Origin of the sequence: Nitratireductor arenosus, from assembly GCF_009742725.1 — a bacterium.
Classification (GTDB): Bacteria; Pseudomonadota; Alphaproteobacteria; order Rhizobiales; family Rhizobiaceae; genus Mangrovimarina; species Mangrovimarina arenosa.
Genome location: NZ_WPHG01000002.1, coordinates 617,933 through 643,077 on the forward strand (window position 1 = coordinate 617,933; position 25,145 = coordinate 643,077).

Annotated in this window: 25 protein-coding genes, 1 tRNA gene and 2 pseudogenes; 24 read left to right on the forward strand and 4 right to left on the reverse strand. The window is 64.8% G+C overall.

Annotated features, from left to right (window positions below; genetic code table 11):
- Positions 1 to 191: 191 nt before the first annotated feature.
- The 12 genes and pseudogenes from nagZ (at position 192) to GN330_RS09980 (ending at position 10,473) form a co-directional block, all read left to right on the forward strand.
- Entirely contained in the window at positions 192 to 1,211 is a 1,020-nt protein-coding gene (gene nagZ / locus GN330_RS09930; RefSeq protein WP_156712511.1) for a beta-N-acetylhexosaminidase, read from the forward strand.
- 68 nt (positions 1,212 to 1,279) lie between these two features.
- Positions 1,280 to 2,083, forward strand: a complete 804-nt coding sequence (locus GN330_RS09935; RefSeq protein ID WP_156712905.1) for a segregation and condensation protein A — start codon at positions 1,280 to 1,282, stop codon at positions 2,081 to 2,083.
- Positions 2,076 to 2,822 (forward strand): SMC-Scp complex subunit ScpB, encoded by a 747-nt coding sequence (gene scpB / locus GN330_RS09940; RefSeq protein ID WP_156712512.1) that lies wholly within the window; start codon positions 2,076 to 2,078, stop codon positions 2,820 to 2,822. The genes GN330_RS09935 and scpB overlap by 8 nt, the downstream gene beginning before the upstream one ends.
- A 45-nt stretch (positions 2,823 to 2,867) precedes the next feature.
- Positions 2,868 to 3,992, forward strand: coding sequence for an ABC transporter ATP-binding protein (locus GN330_RS09945; protein ID WP_156712906.1), 1,125 nt, complete (start codon positions 2,868 to 2,870; stop codon positions 3,990 to 3,992).
- 36 nt (positions 3,993 to 4,028) lie between these two features.
- A complete protein-coding gene (locus tag GN330_RS09950) occupies positions 4,029 to 4,256 on the forward strand; it encodes a twin-arginine translocase TatA/TatE family subunit (RefSeq protein ID WP_156712513.1) in 228 nt (75 codons plus the stop codon).
- Positions 4,257 to 4,297: 41 nt separating this feature from the next.
- Positions 4,298 to 4,903: a Sec-independent protein translocase protein TatB gene (tatB, locus tag GN330_RS09955; protein ID WP_156712514.1), complete on the forward strand. Its 606-nt coding sequence runs from the start codon at positions 4,298 to 4,300 to the stop codon at positions 4,901 to 4,903.
- Positions 4,904 to 4,944: 41 nt separating this feature from the next.
- Positions 4,945 to 5,790 (forward strand): twin-arginine translocase subunit TatC, encoded by an 846-nt coding sequence (gene tatC / locus GN330_RS09960; RefSeq protein WP_156712907.1) that lies wholly within the window; start codon positions 4,945 to 4,947, stop codon positions 5,788 to 5,790.
- 142 nt (positions 5,791 to 5,932) lie between these two features.
- Positions 5,933 to 6,619, forward strand: a pseudogene (locus GN330_RS24265) (serine--tRNA ligase); the annotation flags it as partial.
- Between the two features lie 144 nt (positions 6,620 to 6,763).
- Positions 6,764 to 7,363, forward strand: a pseudogene (serS, locus tag GN330_RS24270) (serine--tRNA ligase); the annotation flags it as partial.
- Between the two features lie 2 nt (positions 7,364 to 7,365).
- Positions 7,366 to 8,124 (forward strand): 5'/3'-nucleotidase SurE, encoded by a 759-nt coding sequence (surE, locus tag GN330_RS09970; RefSeq protein WP_156712516.1) that lies wholly within the window; start codon positions 7,366 to 7,368, stop codon positions 8,122 to 8,124.
- Positions 8,121 to 8,774, forward strand: a complete 654-nt coding sequence (locus GN330_RS09975) for a protein-L-isoaspartate(D-aspartate) O-methyltransferase (protein ID WP_156712517.1) — start codon at positions 8,121 to 8,123, stop codon at positions 8,772 to 8,774. Before surE ends, GN330_RS09975 begins: the two co-directional genes overlap by 4 nt.
- 127 nt (positions 8,775 to 8,901) lie before the next feature.
- Entirely contained in the window at positions 8,902 to 10,473 is a 1,572-nt protein-coding gene (locus tag GN330_RS09980; protein WP_156712518.1) for a LysM peptidoglycan-binding domain-containing protein, read from the forward strand.
- Positions 10,474 to 10,574: 101 nt separating this feature from the next.
- Here GN330_RS09980 and GN330_RS09985 read toward each other — a convergent pair whose 3' ends face one another.
- Positions 10,575 to 11,441, reverse strand: coding sequence for an ATP-binding protein (locus tag GN330_RS09985; RefSeq protein WP_156712519.1), 867 nt, complete (start codon positions 11,439 to 11,441; stop codon positions 10,575 to 10,577).
- A gap of 165 nt (positions 11,442 to 11,606) precedes the next feature.
- Between GN330_RS09985 and yajC the strand changes: the two genes are divergently transcribed.
- The 7 genes from yajC to GN330_RS10020 all read left to right on the forward strand — a co-directional run bounded on the left by yajC (position 11,607) and on the right by GN330_RS10020 (position 17,684).
- Positions 11,607 to 11,948 (forward strand): preprotein translocase subunit YajC, encoded by a 342-nt coding sequence (yajC, locus tag GN330_RS09990; protein ID WP_156712520.1) that lies wholly within the window; start codon positions 11,607 to 11,609, stop codon positions 11,946 to 11,948.
- A gap of 48 nt (positions 11,949 to 11,996) precedes the next feature.
- Entirely contained in the window at positions 11,997 to 14,567 is a 2,571-nt protein-coding gene (gene secDF, locus GN330_RS09995) for a protein translocase subunit SecDF (RefSeq protein ID WP_156712521.1), read from the forward strand.
- A gap of 7 nt (positions 14,568 to 14,574) precedes the next feature.
- Complete coding sequence (locus GN330_RS10000; protein ID WP_156712522.1) at positions 14,575 to 14,964, forward strand: Mth938-like domain-containing protein; 390 nt, start codon at positions 14,575 to 14,577, stop codon at positions 14,962 to 14,964.
- 1 nt (position 14,965) lies between these two features.
- The gene (locus GN330_RS10005) at positions 14,966 to 15,781 is read left to right on the forward strand and encodes a phytoene/squalene synthase family protein (protein ID WP_156712523.1); all 816 of its coding nucleotides are present in this window, start codon (positions 14,966 to 14,968) and stop codon (positions 15,779 to 15,781) included.
- A gap of 75 nt (positions 15,782 to 15,856) precedes the next feature.
- A complete protein-coding gene (locus GN330_RS10010; protein WP_156712524.1) occupies positions 15,857 to 16,288 on the forward strand; it encodes a hypothetical protein in 432 nt (143 codons plus the stop codon).
- Complete coding sequence (locus GN330_RS10015; RefSeq protein ID WP_197435108.1) at positions 16,288 to 17,268, forward strand: sterol desaturase family protein; 981 nt, start codon at positions 16,288 to 16,290, stop codon at positions 17,266 to 17,268. Before GN330_RS10010 ends, GN330_RS10015 begins: the two co-directional genes overlap by 1 nt.
- Positions 17,253 to 17,684, forward strand: a complete 432-nt coding sequence (locus GN330_RS10020; protein ID WP_156712526.1) for a DUF1801 domain-containing protein — start codon at positions 17,253 to 17,255, stop codon at positions 17,682 to 17,684. The genes GN330_RS10015 and GN330_RS10020 overlap by 16 nt, the downstream gene beginning before the upstream one ends.
- 353 nt (positions 17,685 to 18,037) lie before the next feature.
- On the opposite strand, the gene GN330_RS10025 is transcribed toward GN330_RS10020, so the two are convergent.
- Both GN330_RS10025 and trmFO read right to left on the reverse strand, forming a co-directional pair.
- Positions 18,038 to 18,874: a crotonase/enoyl-CoA hydratase family protein gene (locus GN330_RS10025; protein ID WP_156712527.1), complete on the reverse strand. Its 837-nt coding sequence runs from the start codon at positions 18,872 to 18,874 to the stop codon at positions 18,038 to 18,040.
- A gap of 49 nt (positions 18,875 to 18,923) precedes the next feature.
- Positions 18,924 to 20,342: a methylenetetrahydrofolate--tRNA-(uracil(54)-C(5))-methyltransferase (FADH(2)-oxidizing) TrmFO gene (gene trmFO, locus GN330_RS10030; protein ID WP_156712528.1), complete on the reverse strand. Its 1,419-nt coding sequence runs from the start codon at positions 20,340 to 20,342 to the stop codon at positions 18,924 to 18,926.
- Positions 20,343 to 20,451: 109 nt separating this feature from the next.
- Here trmFO and GN330_RS10035 point away from each other — a divergent pair, with 109 nt between their 5' ends.
- Complete coding sequence (locus GN330_RS10035; RefSeq protein WP_156712529.1) at positions 20,452 to 21,060, forward strand: hypothetical protein; 609 nt, start codon at positions 20,452 to 20,454, stop codon at positions 21,058 to 21,060.
- Between the two features lie 214 nt (positions 21,061 to 21,274).
- Here GN330_RS10035 and GN330_RS10040 read toward each other — a convergent pair whose 3' ends face one another.
- The gene (locus GN330_RS10040; protein ID WP_106569223.1) at positions 21,275 to 21,415 is read right to left on the reverse strand and encodes a DUF1127 domain-containing protein; all 141 of its coding nucleotides are present in this window, start codon (positions 21,413 to 21,415) and stop codon (positions 21,275 to 21,277) included.
- A gap of 288 nt (positions 21,416 to 21,703) precedes the next feature.
- Here GN330_RS10040 and GN330_RS10045 point away from each other — a divergent pair, with 288 nt between their 5' ends.
- The 4 genes from GN330_RS10045 to tig all read left to right on the forward strand — a co-directional run bounded on the left by GN330_RS10045 (position 21,704) and on the right by tig (position 25,145).
- Positions 21,704 to 22,813, forward strand: coding sequence for a DUF2157 domain-containing protein (locus tag GN330_RS10045; protein WP_156712530.1), 1,110 nt, complete (start codon positions 21,704 to 21,706; stop codon positions 22,811 to 22,813).
- Complete coding sequence (locus GN330_RS10050) at positions 22,810 to 23,385, forward strand: GDYXXLXY domain-containing protein (protein ID WP_156712531.1); 576 nt, start codon at positions 22,810 to 22,812, stop codon at positions 23,383 to 23,385. The genes GN330_RS10045 and GN330_RS10050 overlap by 4 nt, the downstream gene beginning before the upstream one ends.
- 155 nt (positions 23,386 to 23,540) lie before the next feature.
- Positions 23,541 to 23,625, forward strand: a tRNA-Leu gene (locus tag GN330_RS10055).
- A gap of 83 nt (positions 23,626 to 23,708) precedes the next feature.
- Positions 23,709 to 25,145 carry a trigger factor gene (gene tig, locus GN330_RS10060; protein ID WP_156712908.1) on the forward strand — a complete coding sequence of 479 codons (1,437 nt, stop codon included), beginning with the start codon at positions 23,709 to 23,711 and terminating at the stop codon, positions 25,143 to 25,145.

Consider the following 25,145-nt stretch of genomic DNA (forward strand, 5'->3'; position numbering starts at 1 on the left):
CTTTTAAACCAGTCGGGCCGCTGTGAAGCGGCCCGAGGCGTTTCTGGCAAGGGCTTCGACAGGGTTGGGGCGGAAAAGCCGTCCAAGCCGGGATGGCTCAACGCCGTGCGCCGCGCGCGCCGCCGTCCAGACCACGAAATCCCGGCGGTCAAACGATTCCATTTAAGGATGAACGGCTCTAGTCTGATGCGATGAGCGAATCAAAAGCAATGATCCTCGGCTGTGCCGGAACCGAACTCAGCGCGGAGGAAGACGCTTTCTTTCGCCGGGAAAAACCGTGGGGTTTTATCCTTTTCGCCCGCAATGTCGCCGACACGCCGCAAGTGCTGCGTCTGGTTTCGGATCTGCGCGCCAGCGTCGGACGGCCGGATGCGCCGGTCTTCGTCGACCAGGAGGGCGGCCGGGTGCAGCGGTTGCGTCCGCCGCTGGCGCCTGACTATCCGTCCGCCGGCGCGCTCGGCGCGATCCATGCCGCCGACCGCGAGGCCGGGCTGCGCGCGGCCTGGCTGATGTCGCGTCTGCACGCCTTCGACCTTGCCCGCCACGGTATCGACGCCGACTGCCTTCCGGTGCTCGACGTGCCGGTGGACGGTGCCGACGACGTTATCGGCAAGCGCGCCTACGCCAAGGATCCCGCCGTGGTCGCGGCGATGGGGCGCGCGGCGGCCGACGGGCTTTTGGCCGGCGGTGTGCTGCCGGTGATGAAACATGTGCCCGGTCATGGCCGGGCGCGCTGCGACAGCCACAAGGCGCTGCCGATCGTCGATGCGTCGCTGGAAGTTTTGCGCGCGTTTGATTTCGCGCCGTTTGCCGCCCTCAGCGACCTGCCGATGGCGATGACGGCGCATATCGTCTACCGGCAGATCGATCCGGATAATCCCGCCACCACTTCTGCGCGTGTCATCGGCGACATTATCCGCGGCGAGATCGGCTTTGACGGGTTGCTGATGAGCGACGACGTCTCGATGAAGGCGCTTTCTGGGGATTTCTCGCAAAAAGCCCGGGCGATTCTTGCGGCCGGCTGCGATGTGGTTCTTCACTGCAACGGCGTCATGGATGAGATGGGCGCGGTCGCGGCTGCGACCCCTGAACTCGCCGGCCGGGCGCTTGAGCGGGCACGGCGGACGCTCGATTTGCGGGCGCGCACGGCGAACGAGGACGAAAAGCGGGTCAGGGCGGAATTCGACGATCTGGCCCGGTCGGTGGCGTGAGCCCCGGCCCTTTGTAGGAAACGGATTTGGGAGCGACCCAGAAGAGTTCACGCCAGGACAAGGCGCCGATGGAGCGCCTGTGGACGGAGAGCGAGCAAGCGCGCGACCCGGCCGGGCCGGCGCTTGTCGTCGACGTCGCCGGTTTCGAAGGCCCGCTCGACCTGCTCCTGCATCTGGCCCGCACACAGAAGGTCGATCTCGCCCGCATCTCGATCCTGGCGCTTGCCGAGCAATACCTGGCTTTCGTCGACGAGGCCCGCAAATTGCGCCTCGAAATCGCCGCCGACTATCTGGTCATGGCCGCTTGGCTCGCCTTCCTGAAGTCGAAGCTGCTGATCCCCAAGCAGGACAGCGACGAGGGCGAAAGCGGTGAGGAACTGGCCGCGATCCTGCAGTTCCGCCTGAAACGTCTGGAGGCGATGCGCGATGCCGGCGCCCGTCTGGTCAACCGCAACCGGCTCGGGCGCGACGTGATGGCCCGCGGCATGCCGGAGGCGGTGATCCTGGAACGCAGGACAGAGTTTTCGGCCTCGCTCTACGATTTGCTGACCGCCTATGCCGGCCAGCGCCAACGCCAGGCGGTGACCAATGTGCGGATCGCCAAGCGTACCGTCTGGTCGTTGCAGGACGCGCGCACGGTGCTGCTGCGGCTCGTCGGCAAGATCAAGGATTGGACCGCGCTCGACCTGTTCCTGATCGAGTATCTGACCGCGCCGGAGGAACGCGCCACCGCGCTTGCCAGTTCGTTCGCGGCGTCGCTTGAAATGGTGCGCGAAGGTGCCATCGAAATTCGCCAGACCGAGCCATTCGCACCGCTTTACATGCGGGCGCGCCCGCCGGAGCCCGCGCCCAAAGAGGTAAGCCATGTCTGAAAGCAGCCGGGCGGGCATCCTGTCCATACAGGACGACGATATCGCCCTCGACGACGACGCCCATAACGACAACCCGGCCGAGCGGCTGCATCTGGTCGAAGCCATGCGCATGGCCGAGGCGATCGTGTTCGCCTCCACCGAGCCGGTGAGCGAAAAAGCGCTCGCCATGCGCATGCCGGACGGCGCCGACATTCCCGCCATCATGACGTCGCTGCAGGAGTTTTACGAAAAGCGCGGCGTCAATCTGGTCAAAATCGAGAATGCGTGGGCGTTCCGCACCGCGGGGGATCTGTCGTTCCTGATGAGCCGCGATGCCGTGCAGCAGAAAAAACTGTCGCGCGCCGCGCTCGAGGTGCTGGCCATCATTGCCTATCATCAGCCGGTCACGCGGGCCGAGATCGAGGAAATCCGCGGCGTGGAAACCTCCAAGGGCACGCTCGACACGCTGATGGAAACCGGCTGGGTGAAAATGCGCGGCCGACGGCGCACGCCCGGTCGCCCGGTCACCTACGGCACGACCTTGAGCTTCCTCGACCATTTCGGGCTCGGCGAGCTGGGCGACCTGCCGGGTATCGACGAGTTGAAGGGCGCGGGCCTGTTGTCGGCGCGCATGCCGGCCAATTTCTCTGTCCCGGTGCCGCCGTCCGATCCCGATGAACTTACCGAGGACGAAGACCCGCTGACCGACATCGATCTGGAAGAACTCGGCCTGTTGACACCCCGCGGCGGGGATGATTGACGGAAGCGCCGCGTCTGGTTGCGGCGCGGATCCGTGACGGACACAATGGTGCAGGCTGAAAAGACAAGGCGGGAGCCGGGCGAGCGGGCAGGACGCCTTCCCGCAGGCGTTTCCTTCGCAGCGCGCCTGTCCTTCGACAATGTTTGGCATTCCTTCGACAACCACGCCGAAACGCTGCGCGGTGTCTCGCTGAGCGCCGAGCCGGGCGAGGTACTTTGCCTGCTCGGACCGTCGGGTTCGGGCAAGACGACGTTGCTCAGGATCGCCGCCGGCATCGAGACGCAGACGCGCGGGCGCGTGCTGCTCAACGATCGCGAGATTTCCGGGCCGTCGGTTTTCGTGCCGCCGGAAAGGCGTTCCATCGGGCTGGTGTTCCAGGATTTCGCCCTGTTCCCACATCTGTCGATCCTCGACAATGTACGCTTTGGTCTGACCGCGCTGTCATCGAGCGAAGCCAAGAGGGAGGCGATGGCGGCGCTGGTGCGTGTCGACCTTGAGCACCACGCCCATTCCTTTCCACATATCCTGTCGGGCGGCGAACAGCAGCGAGTGGCGCTGGCGCGAGCGCTCGCGCCACGCCCGGCGGTGTTGTTGCTGGACGAGCCGTTTTCCGGGCTCGATTCGCGCCTGAAGGACGCCGTGCGTGCCGAAACGCTGGCGATCCTGCGCCAGAGCCGGGCGACCGCGATCGTGGTGACCCATGACGCGGAGGAAGCGATGCGCATGGGCGACCGGATCGCGTTGCTGAAAGACGGGCGACTGGTGCAAATGGGGACGGCACAAACCCTGTTCCAGACCCCGATAGACCTTTTCGCGGCCGGTTTCTTTTCCGAGCTGAACCTGTTCGAGGCGACCGCGCGCGCCGGCCGGGTCGACACGCCGCTCGGCCAATTCTCCGCGCCGGGCACTGGCGATGGCGTCGCCGTCACGGTTGCCGTTCGGCTCTCCGGCATCGAGGCGTGCGAAAAGGATGGCGAGACGGAAGCAAGAGTGATATCCCGGCGCTTCCTGGGCGAGGCGGAAGCGCTGGAACTGGCGGTTCCGGGCGCCGAGACCCCGGTTCGGGCACGCATTCGATGCGGCGTTTTGCCTTCCGGCGCACGCGATATCTGGCTTACGGTGCGAAAGTCTGATGTGCTTGTGTTTGAAAGGCGGGCCGAAAACGCCTAAATCTGGGAACGAAACACGTTCACAAAAGGGTTTATAATGGGAACCTTCTCGATCTGGCACTGGCTTATCGTGCTCGTGGTCGTGCTGCTGCTGTTCGGGCGCGGCAAGATTCCGGAGCTGATGGGCGACATGGCCAAGGGTATCAAGAGCTTTAAAAAGGGCATGTCGGACGAGGACGAGGCGGCCAACGCCAAGACCGTCGAGCATCGCGACGACGAGAGCGCGACTGCCTCCTCGACCAAGGAAAAGGCAACGAAGTCCTGACGGGGCACGAGCCCCTGTCGCAGGCTGCCGGAAGCTGAGACATGTTCGACATCGGTTGGCCGGAAATGCTCGTGGTCGCGGTCGTTCTGATCGTGGTCGTGGGGCCGAAAGACTTGCCGCGAATGCTGCGCGCGTTCGGGCGTACGACGTCGAAGATGCGCTCGATGGCGGGCGATTTCCGCAAGCAGTTCGACGAGGCGCTGAAGGAGGCCGAGCTTGACGACGTCAAGTCGACCTTCGACAGCGCGCGTAAGCTCAATCCAGCCTCTGAGATCAAGAAAGCGCTGAATCCGATGGAAAAGGCGGCCGCCGACGTGCGCGCCGGCCTCGACGATCTGATGAAGCCGAAACCGGCCAAGACCCTGGCGCCGGACGCGGACGCCAAACCGGCCGAGCCGCTGAAGGCAGGGCCGGCTGCGATGCCAAAGGCCGCCGCGGCGAAGCCGGCCGCCGCTGCGCCGGGCAAAAAGAAGACCACGGCCAAATCCGCTTCCGCCGTCGCGGCCAAGACCAAGCCGGCCAGCAAGGCCGCCGCGTCGGCGAAGAAGGCGACCGCGGTCGGGCAAGCTAAGCCGGCGACCGCACCGTCCAAACCCAAATCGGTCAAGCGCAAGGCGCCGGCCAAGAAGACCGGGGCATCCTCGTGAACGTTCACGACGACGACATCGACAAATCGTCGGCTCCGCTGATGGATCATCTGATCGAGTTGCGCACGCGGCTGATGTGGTCGATCGGCGGTTTTTTCGTCGCCTTCCTGGCCTGCTTCTTTTTCGCCAAGGACATTTTCAACCTGCTGGTGATTCCGTTTCAGTGGGCAACCGCCTGGGCCGGCCTCGACGCCGACAAGGTCGACCTGATCTACACCGCGCCGCAGGAATTCTTTTTCACCCAGATCAAGCTCGCCATGTTTGGCGGGCTGGTGATCGCCTTTCCGGTGATCGCCGCGCAGATCTACAAATTCGTCGCGCCCGGCCTCTATCGCAACGAGCGCCGCGCCTTCCTGCCGTTTTTGATCGCCTCGCCGGTTTTGTTCCTGATCGGCGGCGCGCTGGTCTATTTCTTCTTCACGCCGATGGTGATGTGGTTCTTCCTGTCGATGCAGCAGGTGGATCCCGACCAGGAAATCCAGATCTCGCTGTTGCCGAAAGTGTCGGAATATCTCAGCCTGATCATGACGCTGATCTTTTCCTTCGGCCTGGTCTTCCAGCTTCCCGTCGTCACCACCTTAATGGCGCGGGTGGAGCTTTTGACCTCGGCGGGGCTGGCCGACAAGCGCAAATACGCGATCGTCATCGCCTTCATCGTGGCTGCGGTGCTGACGCCGCCCGACCCGGTCAGCCAGCTCGGCCTGGCGCTGCCGACCATCCTTCTCTACGAGGTCTCGATCTGGCTCGCGCGGATGGTCGAGAAGAAGCGCGCGGAAGAGCGCGCGGCCCGGGACGAGGCGGAAACGGACGGCGACGACCCCGATCCGGCCCAGGCAGAGACCGCTGCGTCCGAAGCCGGCGACGAGGACGCGACGCGCCCGTCGTAAAGCGGCCGCGACGCGGCGCGGCCTTGCGCCTTTCCGATTTGCGGTTTACCCCGTTCGGCGTCTTTCGCGTGCTTTTGGTGCGCGAAGCAGGCCGCTATTTGCCTTTCCGGCAGCACCAACCGTTTTGGAACCGATTTTCGCCATGCTCGACATCAAATGGATTCGCGACAACCCCGACATTTTGGCCGCAGCGCTTGAAAAGCGCGGCTGGTCGTCGGCGGCTTCGCGCGCCGAGGTCGACGCCGTGGTGGCCGCGGACGAGGCGCGGCGCGCCCATCTGACCGAGTTGCAGGCCAGGCAGGAACGCCGCAACGCCGCCTCCAGGGAAATCGGCAAGGCGATGGCGCAAAAGGATTTGGCGCTGGCCGAAAAACTCAAGGCCGAGGTCGCCGAGATCAAGCGTTTCGTCCAGGACGGCGAGGCAAAGGAGCGCGAACTCGACAAGGCGCTGTTCGACCGGCTGGCGGCGCTGCCCAACCTGCCGCACGACGACGTGCCCGTCGGCGCCGACGAGGCCGACAATGTCGAGATCCGCCGCGTCGGCGAGCCGAAACGCGCCAATGCGGCGAAGGAGCATTTCGAGATCGGCGAGGCGCTCGGCCTGATGGATTTCGAGACGGCGGCGAAGCTGTCGGGCGCGCGTTTCACCGTGCTCAAGGGCCAGCTTGCCCGGCTCGAGCGCGCGCTTGGCCAGTTCATGCTCGACCTGCACACTACCGAGCACGGCTATCTGGAAGTCCAGCCGCCGCTTCTGGTACGCGACGGGCCGATGTTCGGCACCGGGCAATTGCCGAAATTCACCGACGATCTTTTCCAGACCTCGCGAGCGGGCGAAGATGCTTTCGACGAAAGCGCGCTTTACGGTGAGGCGGTCGGCAATCTGGCGGAAGCGTGGGCGCCCGACGATTTTCCGCAGATCGAGCTTTATCGCGAGATGGAACGACTGCGCCGGTCGCGCCAGGCGCCAACCCGCCTGTGGCTGATCCCCACCGCCGAGGTCCCGCTCACCAATCTGGTGCGCGAGGAAATCCTCGACGCCAAATCGCTGCCGCTGCGCTTCACCGCGCTGACGCCGTGTTTCCGCTCCGAGGCCGGCTCGGCCGGCAAGGACACGCGCGGCATGCTGCGCCAGCACCAGTTCTACAAGGTCGAGCTGGTCTCGATCACCGACGAAACGTCCTCGCTCGATGAACACGAGCGCATGACGGGCTGCGCGGAAGAGGTGCTCAAACGCCTCGACCTGCCATACCGCACCGTGGTGCTGTGTTCGGGCGATATGGGGTTCGGAGCCAGAAAGACCTACGACATCGAGGTCTGGCTGCCGGGCCAGAACGCGTATCGCGAGATTTCGTCCTGTTCGGTGTGCGGCGACTTCCAGGCCCGGCGCATGGAGGCCCGCTACCGGCCAGACGGCGAGAAGCAGACCCGCTTCGTGCACACGCTCAACGGCTCGGGCACGGCGGTTGGCCGCGCGCTGATCGCGGTGATGGAAAACTACCAGAACGCCGACGGCTCGGTCACCATTCCTGAAGTTTTGCGTCCCTATATGGGCGGTCTGGAAAGGATCGGCTGAGCATGCGCATTCTTCTGACCAATGATGACGGCATCCACGCCGAGGGGCTGCAGGTGCTGGAGCGGATCGCGCGCACGCTGTCCGACGATGTCTGGGTGGTGGCGCCGGAAACCGACCAGTCGGGTTTTGCCCATTCGCTGTCTTTGTCCGAGCCGCTGAGGATGCGCAAGCTCGACGACCGCCATTTCGCCCTGCGCGGCACGCCGACGGACTGCGTCATCATGGGCGTGCGCAAAGTCATGCCGGAACCGCCGGACCTGGTGCTTTCGGGCGTGAATTCGGGCGGCAATGTCGCCGACGACGTCACCTATTCAGGTACGGTCGCCGGGGCCATGGAAGGTACGCTGGTCGGCATACGCTCGATCGCGCTGTCGCAGGCCTACAGTTTCCGCGACGAAGAGCGCTTCGTGCCGTGGCATATCGCCGAGACGCTGGCGCCGGCGCTGTTGAAGAAGCTGGTCGCGATGGACCTGCCGGCGGGCGCGTTCCTCAACGTCAACTTTCCCAATTGCGAGCCCGAGCAGGTGCGGGGCACGAAAGTCACGGCACAAGGCAAGCTTCTGCACGGCCTGTGGATCGACGAGCGCCGCGACGGGCGCAATTTTCCCTATTACTGGCTGCGTTTCGGCCGCCAGCCCTCGGAAGTGCGCGAGGGCACCGATCTTGCCGCCATGCGCGACAATTTCGTCTCCGTCACGCCGCTTCAGCTCGACCTGACCGCGCACGAACTGAAAGACAGGGTGGCGAAGGGGCTCGCATGACCCGAGCCGCCGACGATCGCGAGGGTTTCGCCGCCTTCTTGTTGCGCGCCCGTGCCAAGGGCGTCGCCGACAAGCGGCTGATTGCTGCTATCGAAGCGGTGCCGCGGCGCGGGTTCGTGTCCGGCCAGTGGCAATCGGTGGTGTGGTGCGACCGGATGATCCCGATCGAATGCGGGGAAACGCTGGAAGGCATCGACCTGCAGGCGCAGATCGTGCATGCGCTCGGCCTTGAGCCGCAGCACCGCGTTCTGGAGATCGGCACCGGGTCTGGCTACACCGCAGCCTTGATGGCGCAGCTTGCCGGCCGCGTCGTCACCGTCGATCACTACAAAACCCTGGTCGACCAAGCCCGCCACCGCCTCGACGCGCTCGGCATCGGCAATGTCGTCGTGCGGCAGGCGGATGCGGCCAACGGGCTCGCCGGCGAGGGCGCGTTCGACCGCATCGTGTGCTGGGCCGCGTTTTCTGTGCTGCCGCGCAATTTCGTCGATCAATTGTCCACCAACGGGCTGATGATCGCGCCGATCGGGTCGGGTGAGGCTGAGCAGGCCCTGGTCCATCTGCAAAAAGTGGGCAGCCGTTTCGACCGAACCGATATCGGTGTCGTGCGCTTCCAGCCGCTTTTGGAAGGGGTGGCCGCGGCGCTCTGACGCGTGGTCCGAAAGCCTAATCCGCGAAATCGTGACGTCTGCCGCGCCGTCTTAACGCGACAGTAAGATTAACGCGCTTTAATTTTGGGTGAGTGACGTTCCGTAACCGGTGTTCGCGAGTAATGCGATGCGTATCAAAGTCTTGGGCATAGACGGGCGCGATTTCGCCCGCATGACGGCCATTCTGGCGGCCGGCAGCTTTCTGGCCGGATGCAGTTCCGGCGCGATGCGCTTCGATGAAGAAATTTTCACCGCATCCACGGCCAATCAGCGCGCCATACTTGGCGCCGCCGTCGATCAGCCCTTTCCCGGCGACGTGAGCCCGAGGCCGGCTCCGGTCGACCGGACCTATACCGGTTCGGTCAATCGCCGCGCTGTCGAACCGGTCGCGGTCGGGACCGCCGGCGTCCAGCGCCAGACCCTGCCGCCGGCTGCTCGCGAGCCGATGCCCGCACGGCCGGTTGAGGTGGCGCGCGCCGAACCGGTTGCAAACGATCGGATGGCGGTCCCCGCCGCGCCGCGCCAAGCGGCGGCCACACCGGCGCCGGTCGGCGCGGATGAAGGCGGCGAGGGCTGGACGCGTGCCGGCGGAACCCAGGTGACGGTCCGTGAAGGCGAGACGCTCTACAATCTTTCGCGCCGCTTCGGCGTACCGGTCAAGGCGATCATGAAAGTCAACAACATGGCGTCGGCCGACGATCTGTCCGCGGGCCAGAAGGTCGTGATCCCGACCTATGTCTATTCCCGCAAGGCCCCGATCTCGGCGCCTGACGCCAATCCCGAGGTTATGGCGGCGAAGTCCTCGCGCGGCTCGCGCTACGACGTGCCGGCCGACAAGGTGCCGGTGCCGAGCCGGTCGCCGGACCGCAACGTGGCGATCCTGCCGCAGACGCCGAAGCCGAAACAACGCGTGGCCGCCGCCGAGACAAGCGACGTCACGGCGCAAAAATCATCCGCCACGCCATCGCCGGCAAAAGCCGGGCTCTACACGGTCGTGGCCGGCGATACGCTTTACGGCATCGCGCGCCAGCGCGGCACCACCGCCCAGGCCCTGAAACAGGCCAACGGCCTGGCGGACGGCCATTTGCGGATCGGTCAGAAATTGCGCATTCCCGCCCCGGGCGCCGTGGTTGTGGTGGCGGACGAGCCCGTCGACCCGGTCATGACCGCCAGCACAGGCGGAAAGCGCGCCGCGGACGCGACGAAAAGCCCGGTAACGGCCTATACGCCGCCCGAAGCGGCTAACTCCGCGCGGACCTCTTCCGACAAGGCGATCACCGATACCGTCACCAAAAGCGCGGCTATCGCGCCGGAAGCGACCGGCGTGGAGCGCATGCGCTGGCCGGTGCGCGGCCGGGTCATCGCTGGCTACGGCCGCAAGGCCGGCTCCAAGCCGAATGATGGTATCGACATCGCCGTGCCGGAAGGGACGCCGGTCAAGGCAGCCGAAAACGGCGTCGTGATCTATGCCGGCGACGGGCTGAAGGAATTCGGCAACACGGTCCTGGTGCGTCACGAGGACGGCCTGGTCACCGTTTACGGCCATGCCAGCCAGTTGACGGTGGCGCGCGGTGACAAGGTGCGGCGCGGCCAGGAGATCGCGCGCTCGGGCATGAGCGGCTCGGCCGATCTGCCGAAACTCCACTTCGAGGTGCGCAAGGATTCAGTGCCCGTCAACCCGACCGGCTATCTCGAATAGGCCACCATACGAAGAGAAGGCAGCGGGTCATCGCCTCCAGTCGGGCCCGCCAGCTTCGCCCGTCCCGCAAGGGACGGGCGATTTCGTTGGCGGCTGCGTGCTCATTCGAGCTTGTGGCCGAGCCGTCCGGCCAGATCCTGCACGAACTGCCAGGCGACGCGGCCCGAGCGCGAACCGCGTGTCGTCGCCCATTCCAGCGCCTGCGCGCGCAGGCTCTCAGCGTCGATCGCCAGGTGATAATGGGAGACATAACCGTCGACCATGGCGAGATAGTCGTCCTGGGAGCATTTGTGGAAACCGAGCCAAAGGCCGAAACGGTCCGACAGCGACACTTTTTCCTCGACCGCCTCCGAGGGGTTGATGGCGGTGGAGCGCTCGTTCTCGATCATGTCGCGCGGCAGCAGATGTCGGCGGTTCGAGGTGGCGTAGAAGATGACGTTTTCTGGTCGGCCCTCGACGCCGCCTTCGAGCGCGGCCTTCAGGGATTTGTAGGACGTGTCGTCATGGTCGAAGGACAGGTCATCGCAAAACAGGATGAAGCGATGCGAGGCCCCCTTGAGCAAAGCGAGCAGGGCGGGAAGCGTGTCGATATCCTCGCGATGGATTTCGATCAGGCGCAGCCGGGTCGCGTGGGTCGCGTTGACAGCGGCGTGCGCGGCCTTGACCAGCGATGATTTTCCCATGCCGCGCGCGCCCCACAACAGCACGTTGTTGGCCGGGTAGCCGTCGGCGAAACGCTTTGTGTTGTCGACAAGGATGTCGCGGACACGGTCGACGCCCTTGATCAGGTCAATCTCGACCCGGTTGACCCGTTCGACGGGCGCCAGCACGCCGGTTTCGGCTTCCCATACGAAGCAGTCGGCCACCTCGAAATCGGGCTTGGGCGGCGGCGGCGGCGCCAGCCGCGACACCGCCGCGACGAGCCGGTCGAGTTTTTCACCAAGGGTTTCCCTGCGGTCGTTTATCATTTCCATCCGTCCTAAATTCCGTCTGCGCGCTCTACCACGCGCGTGCTGCCGGCAAAAGCGGGCCGAAACCCGGTCGGTCCGGTTGCATTGGGGGCGCGAGAGACTATATTCCGCCCACCTTCGGCCGGGGCCTTTCGCGCACGGCGGCGTTCTCAGGAGAATTCGATGTTCGTTACACCGGCTTATGCGCAAACAGGAGTTGCTGGCGGCTCCGACATGCTGATCAGCATCCTGCCGTTCGTTCTGATCTTCGTGATCATGTATTTCCTCATCATCCGGCCGCAGCGCCAGACGATGAAAAAGCGCCAGGAAATGCTGGCGGCGATCCGTAGGGGCGATTCGGTGATCACCGGCGGCGGCCTGGTCGGCAAGGTCACCAAGGTCATTAACGATCACGAATTGGAGGTCGATCTCGGCGGCGGCATGAAGGTGACGGCGATGCGCGCGACCATCGCGGAAGTGCGGGTCAAGGGTGAGCCGGTCGCCAACCAGAACGCCAAAAAATAAACCAGAACCGGGTGGATTGATCTTGTTTTTGCCCCGACGGACAGGCTGATGCTCTATTTCACCCGCTGGAAGACGACGCTGATCTGGTTGGCCGTTCTGGCCGGCATCGTATTCGCCGCGCCCAACCTCCTGCCTCAGGCGACGGTAGCGAGCCTGCCGGACTGGCTGCCCAAGCGCCAGATGACGCTCGGCCTCGACCTGCAGGGCGGTTCGCATATTCTGTTGCAGATCGAAAGGCGCGACCTGATCGAGGAACGGCTCGAATCGACTCGCGACGACGTGCGCCGCCTGCTGCGCGATGCCCGCATCGGCTATACCGGCCTTTCCGGTTCCAGCCGAACCGTCCAGGTGCGCATCCGCGATGCCGGTGATGTCGAACGCGCCAAGGAGGCGCTGGCGCAGTTGACCGAGCCGGTTTCGGCCGGCCTGTTCGCCGGCGGCACGGTTACCGAGCTCACGCGCGAAGAGCCGGAACCGGGCCTGTTGCGCTTCACCCTGACCGAGGAGGGCATCACCTATCGTCTCGCCTCGGCGCTGTCACAGTCGATCGAGGTCGTCGGCCGGCGGGTCAACGAACTCGGCACCACCGAGCCGATCATTCAAAGGCAGGGCGACGACCGCATCCTGGTTCAGGTGCCAGGCCTGCAGGACCCGCAGCGCCTGAAGGACATTCTCGGCCAGACCGCCAAGCTGACCTTCCAGATGGTCGACACGTCGGTGCCGGTGCAGGAGGCGATCGAGAGCCGGCCGCCGCCCGGCACGAGCGTGCTTTATTCCACCGACGATCCGCCGGTGCCCTATCTGATCGAAAACCGTGTCATCGTATCTGGCGAAAACCTGGTCGACGCGCAGGCGACTTTCGATCAGCGCACCAACGAGCCGGTCGTGTCGTTCCGCTTCGACACCAAGGGCGCGACCCGGTTCGGGCAGGCGACCCAGGAAAATGTCGGCCGCCTTTTCGCCATCGTGCTCGACGAGCAGGTGATTTCCGCGCCGCAGATCCGCGAGCCGATCCTCGGCGGCACGGGCCAGATCTCGGGCAATTTCGACGTCCAGAGCGCCAACGATTTGGCGGTGCTCTTGCGTGCCGGCGCGCTGCCGGCAACCTTGACCATCATCGAGGAGCGCACGGTTGGACCGGGACTCGGCCAGGATTCCATCGACGCGGGCAAGCTTGCCGGCGTGATCGGCGCCGTGCTGGTGGTGGTGTTCATGATCGCCGCCTACGGCACGCTCGGCGCGCTCGCCAATCTGGCGCTGCTTGCCAACATCGCAATGATCGTGGCGATCCTGTCTGTGCTCGGGGCGACGCTGACCTTGCCGGGCATTGCCGGCATCGTGCTGACCATGGGCATGGCGGTCGATTCCAACGTGCTGATCTATGAACGCATCCGCGAGGAACGGCGCAACGGCCGCTCACTGATCCAGGCGATCGACGCCGGCTTCTCGCGCGCCTTCGCCACCATCGTCGACGCCAATGTCACAACGCTGATCGCGGCCGTCGTGCTGTTTTATCTGGGCAGCGGTCCGGTGCGTGGTTTTGCCGTCACCCTGGCGATCGGCATCGTGACGACGGTCTTCACCGCCTTCACCTTCACCCGCTGGATGCTGGCCGAATGGGTCCGCCGCCGCCGGCCGAAGGAACTGCCGCGCTCCTTCGTGTCGCTGATCCGGCCGGGCACGAAGATCGCGTTCATGGGGTTCCGGCGCATCACGTTCGGATTCTCGGCCTTTCTGTCGGTGGTCTCCGTCGTGCTGTTTATCGGCGTCGGCATGAATTACGGCATCGACTTCAAGGGCGGGTCGCTGATCGAGGTGCAGACGCGCGACGGCCAGGCCGCCGATATCGGCGAGATTCGCGGCCGTCTTTCCGACCTCAATATCGGCGACATCCAGGTTCAGCAATTCGGCACCGAGAGCGATGTGCTGATCCGCGTCGCCTCGCAGGAGGCCGGCGACAACGCCGAACAGAGCGTCGTGGTCAAGGTGCGCGGCGAACTCGAGCAGGACTACGATATCCGGCGCGTGGAAACGGTCGGGCCGACGGTTTCCTCCGAACTTGCCACGCAAGGTACGATCGGCGTCCTGGTCGCCTTCGCTCTGATCATGGTCTATATCTGGCTGCGCTTCGAATGGCAGTTCGCCGTTGGCGCCATTATCGCCACAGTGCACGATATCGTCATCACGGTCGGGTTCTTCGTGATTTCGGGCATAGAGTTCAACCAGTCCTCGATCGCGGCCATCCTGACCATTGTCGGCTATTCGCTCAACGACACGGTGGTGGTCTACGACCGGGTGCGCGAGGAGTTGCGGCGCTACAAGAAGATGCCGTTGCCGCAGTTGCTCAACAACGCGATCAACCTGACCTTGTCGCGTACGTTGATGACCTCGCTCACCACATTGCTCGCCCTGGGCGCGCTGTTCCTGTTCGGCGGCGAGGTGATCCGCTCGTTCACGGCGGCGATGCTGTTCGGCGTGGTGTTCGGCACCTATTCGTCGATCTTCATCGCCGCGCCGATCCTGATCCTGTTCAAGCTGCGGCCGGGCGCTCTGTCGCCCGGCAAGGACGAGGGGCAGGTCGACGGTTCGGACGGTCCGGTCGAGACGTCGAAAGCGTAAGGCGGTCATGGCCGGCGGCATCATCATGCGCGAGGCCCATTTCCCGGGCCGGGCGCCGATCGACGCCTACGGCAATGGCGGTTTCCGGTTTGCCGAAATGTCGCATCGCGGCTCGATCCTGTGCGTGCCGTCGGGCATTCATGGCTGGGAGCCGGCCGACGCCGCAGCGCTCGCCGAAGCCGATTTCGCCCGCGTTATCGAGGAGGCGGCCGGGATCGAGATTTTGCTGGTCGGCACCGGCAGGGAGCTGAAACCGCTGCCCAACGCGGTGCGCGAGGCCGTACGCGCTGCCGGGGTTGCCACCGAGCCGATGTCGACGGGGGCGGCGGTGCGCACCTACAACGTGCTCTTGGCCGAGGATCGGGCCGTGGCAGCGGCCCTGGTCGCCGTGTCCTGAGATGATGGGCGACGCGCAGGTGCGCGAGATCGTGCGCGCCGGCGATCCCGATCGCTATCTGGCTACGCTCTACGCGCCCGAAGACAAGCGGCCGGCGCTGTTTGCGCTCTACGCCTTCAATGTCGAGACGGCCAGGGTACGCGATCTCGTTCACGAACCGCTGCCCGGCGAAATCCGTCTGCAATGGTGGCGCGAGGCGATAGCGGCGGGCCAGCCGACCGGCAGTCCGGTCGCCGACGCGCTGATTGCGGCGATCGGCGACCATCGCCTGCCGGTTGCTGCGTTCGATGCCATGCTGGAGGCGCGCATCTTCGACCTTTATGACGACCCGATGCCCGACAGGGCCGCGCTCGAAGGCTATTGCGGGGAAACCGGCTCGGCGCTGATCCAACTCGCCGCGCTGGTGCTCGACGCCGAGGCGGCCGCCAAGCAGGCCGACCTGGCAGGCCACGCCGGCTGCGCGGAAACCGTAACACGGCTGTTGCAAAACCTGACGCGCCACCGTACGCGCGGACAATGCTACGTGCCGGCCGATCTGCTCGCGGCCGTGGGCACCGATCGCGACGGCTTTCTGGCCGCCGACGGCGAAGCGGCGGAGCGGGCGGTCGCGGCGATGGCGTCGCTCGCCCGCGATCATCTTGGCGCCTTTTTGCGCGGCGCGCCGGGGCTGCCAGAAAGCCTGCGCCCGGCCTTCCTACCGCTCGCGGTGACCGGGGCGAAGCTGGACAGGATCGAGAGGGACGGCGTCGACGCGCGCGCGCCGATGGCCCTGCGCCGACACTGGCTGATCTTGCGCCGCGCGACCGGTGGCTGGTGACGGCGCCCTTTTACGTTTACGTCAAAAATGCTACATCGTGGCGGGCGCAAGAGGCGCCGACGGGGGAGAGCCGGCATGAGCTTGACGGTCCTGGTCGCCATCGTTGTGATCGGCATAATGGCCGTGGTCGTGGCGGTGCATATGACCGGCGGAACGCGTGAAGCCGAACTGACGAGCGAGGCCGAGGCGCGCCGGCGTTTTGCCGAGGATTTTCCCAATGAGACGATTGTCGAAGTCGTTGTCACAAAGCCGCCTACGGCCGCGTTCCTGCTGCTCGAAAGCACCCGCACCGGGATCGTCCAGGCGGTGGGCATGCATTTTCTGACCCGCATCGTGCGGCCGGCCGATCTCACGGTTGTCGATGCGGACGGGGCCGCACTCTGTCTGCGCACGCGCGATTTCACCTGGTCGGGCGGGCGCTTCGTGTTTGCCGGCGCGCCGGAGGCTCAGCGCATTGCGCAGCGGCTCTCGCCGGCCAACCGCAACGAGCAACGAAAGAGCGCCTGATGGACGGCTACGATTTTCCGAAAGTCACGGAACTGGCGATCCCGTTTTTCGTCGCCGCGATTCTGCTCGAGCTGTGGCTGGTGCGTTCAGGCCGCGCCAGAGGCGCGTTCGAGACCCGCGACACACTCACCAGCCTGATGATGGGCACGGGCAACGTGGTGGCCGGTATCCTGCTCGGTTTCGTCGCCTATTGGGCGCTGTCGTGGGTTTGGAAGTTCCGGCTGTTCGATCTCGGGCTGCACTGGTGGGTGTTCGTCGCCGCCTTCCTGGCCGATGACCTGCGTTATTACTGGTACCACCGCATCGCTCATCGCTGCCGCTGGGTATGGGCCGAGCACGTCAACCACCATTCCAGCCAGCACTACAATTTGTCGACGGCGCTCAGGCAGTCGTGGACGGGCACGTTTACCGGCATGTTCGCGCTGCAGGCGCCGATCGTGCTGCTTGGCGTCCATCCGGCGGTGATCGCCTTCGTCTTCGGCTTCAATCTGGTCTGGCAGTTCTGGATCCATACCGAGACGATCGGCAGGATGTGGGGCTGGTTCGAGGCGATCTTCAACACGCCGTCGCACCACCGTGTCCACCACGCTACCAATCCGCGCTATCTCGACGCCAATTATGCCGGCACGCTGATCATCTGGGATCGTATGTTCGGCACGTTCGTGGAGGAGCTGGAGGAGGAGCGGCCGCGCTACGGGATCGTGAAGAACCTGGGCACTTTCAACCCGTTCAAGGTCGCCTTCCACGAATGGATCGGCATGTTCAGGGATGCAGCCGCGCCCGGTCTGACGCTGCGCCAGCGTCTGGGCTATCTGTTCATGCCGCCGGGCTGGAGCCATGACGGCTCGCGCGAGACCTCGGAAAGCCTGAAGGCCGATTTCGTGCGACGCAATCCGGGCGAGGCCGGTAAGCCGGGCCTGCCGACGGCGGACAGTGCCGGCATGGCGTCGGCCAAGGAGACCGCATGGCGGGCAACATGACGGTTCAGACCGGCGCGAGCGTCGAGGATTTTCTGAGTTCAGTGGAGCAGGACCGTCGCCGTCGCGAGGGTTTTGACATGCTCGATCTTATGGCGGAGGCGACCGGATTTGAACCGCGCATGTGGGGGCCGAGCATTGTCGGATACGGCCGCTATGCCTACCGCTACGAGTCCGGCCATTCCGGCCAGTCCTTCCTGACCGGCTTTTCGCCGCGCAAATCGGCGCTCACCGTCTACATCATGCCGGGGTTCGGACGCTATGGGGACGAACTCGCCCGCCTCGGCAGGCACCGGCACAGCGTTTCGTGCCTCTACCTCGCCAATCTCGCCAATAACGATCGGGCCGTTCTGGCCGATATGGTGCGGGATTCGGTCTCGCGGATGAAAGCGAAATACCCAGACTGGTCGGCGGCTTAGACCGTGCCGGGCCTTTAGAGCCGCGCCTCTTTAAATGGAGCCGGTTTGATGGAACGGATTTTTCGCGCCAGCAACGGGAAGCCCGTAGCGCGATATGACTATCGGGCGGGGGCTTCGACGGTGAGGTCTGGTTTATCGGGCTCGCCCGAAGGGCCGGGGCGAAAAAGCCGTCCAAGCCGGAAAATACCTACGGTTTTGATATCGCCCGTCAAACCGCAATCGCCTGACCTTGGTCTTTCACGCGCCTCACGGCGTCGCGCGCTTCTCGCGGTGCTAACACCGCATCGCCGCGCGCTCCTGGCCAGACCGCGAAATCCCGACGGTCAAACGATTCCATTTAAGAAGGAACGGATCTAGGCTTCGCCCTTCAAAAGATCGGCGAACTGGGCGTCCTGCTTGGCCATTTTCGCCTGAACTGCCGCCATCAGGTCCTGCGACCGCAGCATGCCGCCGTTCCAGGTCGCTATATAGTCGAGCCCGTCGGCCACAGAATGGTCGCGCGCATAGGTGAGGTTGCGCTTGATGCCGGTGATCGCCAGGGGCGATTTGCGGGCGATCGCGTGGGCCTGTTCGAGCGCGCCCGCCACCAGCGCCTCGCGGTCGTCGAACACGTGGGAAACCAGACCGAAGCCTTTCGCCTCAGCGGCCGAGAACCGGCGCCCGGTATAGGCGAGTTCGGCGGCTGTGGCCGGCGCGATCAGCTTGGGCAACCTTTGCAGCGTGCCGACATCGGCGGCCATGCCGATATGGATCTCCTCGATGGCGAACGAGGCGTCGGCGGCGGCGAACCGCATGTCGCAGGCGGTGATCAGGTCGACGCCGGCGCCGATGCAGGCGCCGTGCGCGGCCGCGATCACCGGGAACCGCGCACGCTCCAAGGCGCTGAAAGCCTCCTGCAGCCTCAGGATCAGATCGCGCATGGCCAGCGCCGCGCGCCCCGGCTCGGCCTCAAACAGCCTGGCGATGTCGGCGAAGGCGGCAAGGTCCATGCCGCCGGTGAAATTCCTGCCGGCGCCCGAGATCACGGCGCAGCGTACCGTCTCGTCGCGCCCGAGGGCGGCGATCAGGCGCGGCAGGTCGGTCCAGAAATCGGGCGTCATGGCATTGGCCCGGTCGGGTCGGTTCATCACCAAGTGGACGACGGCGCCGTGGCGTTCGACGTGGAAGAAGGTGCTTTCGAGCGCGGTCATGGCGGTGTGTCTCCCGGTTGCGGCCGGCGTTGCCGCCGCCAGGGTGCGACTATTCCGCGGCTTCGGCACGGGGCGCAAGCCCGAGCCAGTCCCGGCAATCGGCAAGCGCGCGGCCGGTCAGCGCCTTTTTTCGGGCGATCGCCTTTTCCTTGCCGCGGAAGCGCCGGCCTTCCGGCTTTTCGATAGCGCCCGGGTCGAGTGGCGGAAACAGGCCGAAATTGACGTTCATCGGCTGGAAGGAGCGTTTGCCCGCTTCATCGTCGGAGACGATGTGGCCGCCGGTGATGTGGGCGAGCAGGGCGCCAAAGGCGGTGGTCGCGGGCGGTGTCGCCGGAACGCGGCCGAGCCGCTCGGCGGCAGCGAAACGCCCGGCGAGCAGGCCGATCGCGGCACTTTCCACATAACCCTCGCAGCCGGTGATCTGGCCGGCAAAGCGCAGGCCGGGCCGCGCCTTCAGTTGCAAAGCGCGGTCCAGCAGGACGGGGGAGTTGATATAGGTGTTGCGGTGCAGGCCGCCGAGCCGGGCGAACTCGGCCCGTTCCAGGCCGGGGATCATGCGCAGCACGCGCGCTTGTTCGCCATATTTCAGCTTGGTCTGGAAGCCGACCATGTTGTAGAGCGTGCCCAGCGCATTGTCCTGACGCAATTGAACGATGGCGTAAGGCTTGATGTCGGGGGCATGCGCGTTGGTCAGGCCCATCGGCTTCATCGGCCCATGCCGCAGCGTTTCCGGCCCGCGCTCGGCCATTACCTCGATCGGCAGGCAGCCGTCGAAATAGGGGGTGCCTTCCCACTGCTTGAACTCGGTCTTCTCGCCGTCGACCAGGGCCTGGATGAAGGCTTCGTATTGCGCCTTGTCCATCGGGCAATTGATGTAATCCTTGCCGGTGCCGCCAGGGCCGACCTTGTCGTAGCGCGACTGAAACCAGCAAATATCCAGGTCGATCGTATCGAAATGCACGATCGGGGCGATCGCATCGAAAAAAGCTAGCGCGTCGGCGCCGGTTTCGGCACGGATGGCGTCCGCCAGCGACGGCGCGGTCAGCGGGCCGGTGGCGATGATCGCCTGATCCCAGTCCGCCGGCGGTAGGCCGCAGACTTCCTCGCGCACCACCGTGATCAGCTCGTGCGTCTCGATTTTCTCCGTCACGGCGGCCGAAAAACCGTCGCGATCGACGGCCAGCGCACCGCCGGCCGGAACCTGGTGGGCGTCGCCGCACGCCATGATCAGCGAACCGGCAAGCCGCATCTCCGCATGCAGCAGGCCGACCGCGTTGGTTTCGGCATCGTCGGAGCGGAAGGAATTGGAGCAGACAAGCTCGGCGAGCCCGACGGTCTTGTGGGCGTCGGTGCCGCGCACACCGCGCATTTCATGCAGGATGACGGGAACGCCGGCCTTTGCGGCCTGCCAGGCAGCTTCGGAACCGGCAAGGCCGCCACCGATGACGTGAATGGGTTTTGTGCTCATCCCGTCGAAATAGTCCCGGCGCGGGCCGAATGCAATCGGTCGGTGGACGGCACCGGGCGGAGGGCTTTTTCTGATTGCCGGGCGACCCCTCGTTTCCTATGGTCGCGCGATGAAGGGTGGCAGATATGTCGGGCGCATCATCGCGGGCTTCGGGCTGGTTCTCGTGGCCGGTTGTACCTCGGTGTCGAGCAACTATACCGGCGAGATCACCAAGACCACCACGAAGCGACTTTACGTCTGCCACGGCTACAATTGTTCCTACAAGACCAGACTGACCCTCACCGAACGCGACGGCGAAACCTTCGGCAAGATGTTCTCCTATGCCGAAACGGCGGCGGATGAACGCGGCGCGATCTCGCAGGCGGTGCAGTATTTCGAGGATCGGGCCGGTGGCGTTATCGGCGTGCGCGACAGGGCGAAATCGAATCTCGCCGGCTCCCGGGTCAGGGGCCAGATGGATTGCATCGACGAATCGACCAATACCCGTTCGCTGCTGCTTTATCTGCAGGAGCGCGGCCTGTTGAAGCATCATACAGTCGAGTGGAATCGCTCGCGCGGGCTTTTCGTCGATGGTCGCTATCCGCATTCGACCGCCATGCTCCGCGAGCGTGGCGGGACGTTGTGGGCCGTCGACAGCTGGTTCGAGCCGATGGGTGGTGCACCCGACATCATGCTTTACAGCGAATGGCGCTCGCGCGGAGTGATGGGCGAGCGTTGATCGCGCGTTTGCGCTGCGAAACCACGTCGAACCGGATCTGGATATTTGGGAAGTGGGGCGCGGGCGGACATGCGGGCGCAAAAAAACAACACCCGCCGGGGGAGGAGGTCCGGCGGGTGTCGTTTTGGCGGCCGGCATCCGGGAGGAGGTGAATGCCGGCCTTATCCGACAGGACCTGGGAGGAGGATGGTCCTGGCGAAATTCGTGTTAGGTGCTAGATCGAGCGGCGGGCGACGAACGGGATGTCGCCGCGGCTGATGCCCAGATCGTTGAGTTCGCGGTTCGAAAGGCGGCTCAGCTCGTTGACGGTTTCCCGGTAGCGGCGCCAGTTGCGGTAGTTGCGGATCAGGTTCATGGTCGTGTCTCTTTTCGTAAATCTTCGTTTCGGCTGTTCTCGTTGACAATTGGAAGATAGGTGTGTCTCCGGCGGATTTGAAGCGCATATATTGCATAGCAGCAATGCGTTTTGTGCAGCGCAACATCAGCAGGCTGTCACATAAAGATCGCAATCCGGTTCGCGCCATGTCGGGGGGCGGCCGGGGTCGTATATTGCGGCGCAGCGATCTGGGGAAACCGGCTTCTATTCCCTGTCGCCAAAACCGCTAGGATAAGAGCGATTCCGGCCGACACATCGCGAGCAACCATGGCTTCATACGCGGCGAAACTGAAAACCGATATCGAGCGCTGGCGCGCCGAGGGCCTGGTCGACGCGGCGACGGCGCGTCGCTTGCTCGACGACGTGACCCTCACCAGCCGCGACGGCATTTCGTTCGGCGCGGTCGTGGCGATGTTGGCGGCGCTGCTGCTCGGCGCGGCGATCCTGATCTTCGTCGCGGCGAACTGGGAGGCGCTGCCGCGGCTCGCCCGGGTCGGCATGCTGTTCGCGGTTATCCTCGCCGGCTATCTCGGTGGCGCGGGGCTTCACGCGCGTGGCCAGAACGGGGCCGGCGAGGCCGCCTATATGGTGGCCGCGGCTGCCTTCGGCGGGTCGATCGCGCTGATCGGACAGATGTATCACCTTTCCGGTGACGAGGCGGCCGCGCTGCTGACCTGGTGCGTAGGCGTAGGGCTGGCCGCCATCTTGCTGCGCTCGCCCGCCTTGACGGCGGCGGCGGTCGCGTTGTCGGTGGCCTGGTTGTGGACGGATAGCTGGGACTTTTGGCGCGATTCCCCCTTGCCGTGGCAATGGCTGGTGCTGGCGACTGCCTTGTGGGTAGTGTCATTGTGGACGGCCAGCCGCCCGGCCAGGCATCTGCTACTGCTCGCGCTTGTCGGTTACGTCTGCCTGATCTACCTGCGTACCGAGCTTCTTGCGGTTCCGGTCGTGCTTGCCGTTGTCTCGGCCATGTTTCTGGCGGCAACGGGAGCGCGCGAGGCGGCGAGCGAACGGATGCTGCGTCTGGGCGGCGGCGCCGCCGTACACGGGTTGATCGGCTTCGCGACCGCAATGATGCTGATCCAGGCCGAGATATTCGACGAACCAGCCTTCATGCTGGCGGCACTGGCGACCTTTGGCGGCAGCGTTGCCGCGCTGATGGTGGCCGGACGCGAAAGCCGCGTGCTGCGCTGGTGCGCCTACGCGCTGTTTACGCTCGAACTGGGCGTGGTTTATGTCGCCACGGTCGGCACCATGCTTGGCACGGCCGGTTTCCTGCTTGCCGCCGGGCTGATCCTGGCGGCTATGGCGGCCGTCATCATTCGCCTCGAGAAGCGATTGCTCGCATCGGCGAGCGGTCGGGGAGCGCCGTCATGAAGGCCAGGACCGGACTTTTCGCCGCCGCTCTTGTCGCGGCACTGCTCCAGATCGGCTTTTTGGCATGGATGATCCAAGCCCGCGCCGACATTTTGCGTAACGGGCGCGAGGTGCGGCTCAAGGTCGAGCCGGTCGATCCGCGCGATCTCCTGCGCGGCGATTATGTACGGCTTGGCTATGCCATCTCGGTTATTCCCAAAACGCTGTTTTCGACGCCGCCCGCGGGGGCGCTGGCCGAGGGCGCGATCGTTCTGGTCGATGTCTTGGCCGACGAAAAAGGGCTTTTCCAGCCCGTGGCGGCACATCTGTCCGAGAACGCACCGCCGCAGCGCGTGGCAAGCGTGCGCCTGCGCGGCACGCTTGCGTCCTCCTCGCCGCTGTCGGCCGACACTGTCAGGCTGCGCTACGGCATCGAGCGCTTCTACCTGCCGGAGGGCGAGGGCAGGGCGATCGAGGCCGACATGCGCGAGCGCAGCTTCCACGTGATCGCCGCCGTCAGCGACGCCGGCCAGGCGCAGATCAAGGCGTTTCTCGACGGCGACACAATCCTTTATGAAGAGCCGTTTTATTAGCCGCGCAGCCATTCGGGCGGAGGCCCCGGGGCCGCTTGGTCGGAAAAACCCGGTATGGCGGAAAAAAAGCCGCATTTTTACGGCCTTTTTCCTTTGAAGCCGCAAAGGCTGATGATATAGAACGCCGCGCTTTCGGGGGCTAAATAGCCTCCGGAGCGGGTGTGGTGGAACTGGTAGACACGCAGGATTTAGGTTCCTGTGGCGCAAGCCGTGGGGGTTCAAGTCCCTCCACCCGCACCACAAAGCCACTCCCGGCAAGAGAATCCGGTTCACGAAACGGCAGGCGCCGGATCGCCGGCATTCGCGAAGACAAAGGTTTGATGATGCAGGTAACCGAAACGCTGAATGAAGGGCTGAAGCGGGAAATCCAGGTAGTGGTTCCGGCCAAGGACCTGGAAACCCGGCTGGTGGAGCGGCTCGAGGACGCCAAAGGCAAAGTGCGCATCAACGGCTTCCGGCCGGGCAAGGTGCCGATGCAGCACATGCGCAAGATGTATGGCAAGGCGATGATGGCGGAGGTCGTCAACGACATCCTATCCAAGTCGACCGGCTCGATCATTTCCGAGCGTGGCGAAAAGGCCGCCATGCAGCCGGAGGTCACGATGACCGAGGACGAGAAGGAAGCCGAGAAGGTGTTGGCCGGCCAGGCCGATTTCAGCTTCCAGATCGCCTATGAGGTGATTCCGCCGATCGAGATCAAGACCGTCGACGACATCAAGGTGAGCCGCGAGGTCTACGACGTCGAGGACGCAGAGATCGAGGAGCAGATGCTGCGGATAGCCGAATCGGCGCGCAGCTTCACGCCGAAGAAGGGCAAGGCCGAGGACGGCGATCGGGTCACGCTCGACTATGTCGGCAAGATCGACGGCGAACCCTTCGAGGGCGGCGCCGATGACGGCGCCAATCTCGTGATCGGCTCCAAACAGTTCATTCCTGGGTTCGAGGAACAACTCGTCGGCACCAAGGCGGGCGACGAAAAGACCATCACGGTCACGTTTCCGGCCGAATACCAGGCGGCTCACCTGGCCGGCAAAGAGGCGACGTTTGACGTCAAGGTTTCAGAAGTTTCCAAGCCGGACACGCTGGAGCTCAACGACGATCTGGCCAAGAATCTCGGACTCGATTCGATCGACAAGTTGCGTGAAATCGTCAAGGGTCAGATCGAAAGCCAGTACGGCGCGCTGACGCGCCAGAAGGTCAAGCGCCAGCTTCTCGACGCGCTCGACGCTGCCTATTCGTTCGAGGCGCCGTCCAAGCTGGTCGAGGCGGAGTTCCAGAATATCTGGAACCAGGTGACGAACGATCTCGAAAAGGCCGGCCGCAGCTTCGAGGACGAGGACACGACCGAGGACGAGGCGCGGGCGGAATATCAGCGCCTCGCCGAGCGCCGTGTGCGGCTCGGTCTGGTTCTGGCCGAAATCGGCGAACAGGCCAGCGTCCAGATTACGGACGAGGAAATGCAACGCGCGCTGATCGAGACGGTGCGGCATTATCCCGGCCAGGAAAAGGAAATCTACGATTATTACCGCAGCAACCCGCAGGCGCTCGCCACCTTGCGCGCGCCGCTGTTCGAGGAGAAGGTCGTCGACCATCTGCTCGGTCAGGTCCAGGTGACCGACAAGAAGGTCTCCAAGGAAGAGTTGCTGGCCGACGACGAGGACGAGGCGGCCGAAAAGCCGGCCAAGAAGGCGCCGGCGAAGAAAAAGGCTGCGCCGAAAAAGAAGGCCGCGGCCAAGGACAAGGAGGAGGGCGCCGAATAG

Coding starts and splice junctions, on each gene's coding strand:
- GN330_RS09935 (WP_156712905.1), top strand. CDS start 1,280: ATGGAGCGCCTGTGGACGGAGAGCGAGCAAGCGCGCGACCCGGCCGGG.
- tatB (WP_156712514.1), top strand. CDS start 4,298: ATGTTCGACATCGGTTGGCCGGAAATGCTCGTGGTCGCGGTCGTTCTG.
- GN330_RS09975 (WP_156712517.1), top strand. CDS start 8,121: ATGACCCGAGCCGCCGACGATCGCGAGGGTTTCGCCGCCTTCTTGTTG.
- GN330_RS10005 (WP_156712523.1), top strand. CDS start 14,966: ATGATGGGCGACGCGCAGGTGCGCGAGATCGTGCGCGCCGGCGATCCC.
- GN330_RS10040 (WP_106569223.1), bottom strand. CDS start 21,415: ATGAACCTGATCCGCAACTACCGCAACTGGCGCCGCTACCGGGAAACC.
- GN330_RS09945 (WP_156712906.1), top strand. CDS start 2,868: ATGGTGCAGGCTGAAAAGACAAGGCGGGAGCCGGGCGAGCGGGCAGGA.
- scpB (WP_156712512.1), top strand. CDS start 2,076: ATGTCTGAAAGCAGCCGGGCGGGCATCCTGTCCATACAGGACGACGAT.
- trmFO (WP_156712528.1), bottom strand. CDS start 20,342: ATGAGCACAAAACCCATTCACGTCATCGGTGGCGGCCTTGCCGGTTCC.
- GN330_RS10045 (WP_156712530.1), top strand. CDS start 21,704: ATGGCTTCATACGCGGCGAAACTGAAAACCGATATCGAGCGCTGGCGC.
- GN330_RS10010 (WP_156712524.1), top strand. CDS start 15,857: ATGAGCTTGACGGTCCTGGTCGCCATCGTTGTGATCGGCATAATGGCC.
- GN330_RS10015 (WP_197435108.1), top strand. CDS start 16,288: ATGGACGGCTACGATTTTCCGAAAGTCACGGAACTGGCGATCCCGTTT.
- GN330_RS10000 (WP_156712522.1), top strand. CDS start 14,575: ATGGCCGGCGGCATCATCATGCGCGAGGCCCATTTCCCGGGCCGGGCG.
- tatC (WP_156712907.1), top strand. CDS start 4,945: ATGGATCATCTGATCGAGTTGCGCACGCGGCTGATGTGGTCGATCGGC.
- GN330_RS09985 (WP_156712519.1), bottom strand. CDS start 11,441: ATGATAAACGACCGCAGGGAAACCCTTGGTGAAAAACTCGACCGGCTC.
- GN330_RS09980 (WP_156712518.1), top strand. CDS start 8,902: ATGCGTATCAAAGTCTTGGGCATAGACGGGCGCGATTTCGCCCGCATG.
- secDF (WP_156712521.1), top strand. CDS start 11,997: ATGCTCTATTTCACCCGCTGGAAGACGACGCTGATCTGGTTGGCCGTT.
- surE (WP_156712516.1), top strand. CDS start 7,366: ATGCGCATTCTTCTGACCAATGATGACGGCATCCACGCCGAGGGGCTG.
- tig (WP_156712908.1), top strand. CDS start 23,709: ATGCAGGTAACCGAAACGCTGAATGAAGGGCTGAAGCGGGAAATCCAG.
- GN330_RS10035 (WP_156712529.1), top strand. CDS start 20,452: ATGAAGGGTGGCAGATATGTCGGGCGCATCATCGCGGGCTTCGGGCTG.
- GN330_RS10050 (WP_156712531.1), top strand. CDS start 22,810: ATGAAGGCCAGGACCGGACTTTTCGCCGCCGCTCTTGTCGCGGCACTG.
- nagZ (WP_156712511.1), top strand. CDS start 192: ATGAGCGAATCAAAAGCAATGATCCTCGGCTGTGCCGGAACCGAACTC.
- GN330_RS10025 (WP_156712527.1), bottom strand. CDS start 18,874: ATGACCGCGCTCGAAAGCACCTTCTTCCACGTCGAACGCCACGGCGCC.
- GN330_RS09950 (WP_156712513.1), top strand. CDS start 4,029: ATGGGAACCTTCTCGATCTGGCACTGGCTTATCGTGCTCGTGGTCGTG.
- GN330_RS10020 (WP_156712526.1), top strand. CDS start 17,253: ATGGCGGGCAACATGACGGTTCAGACCGGCGCGAGCGTCGAGGATTTT.
- yajC (WP_156712520.1), top strand. CDS start 11,607: ATGTTCGTTACACCGGCTTATGCGCAAACAGGAGTTGCTGGCGGCTCC.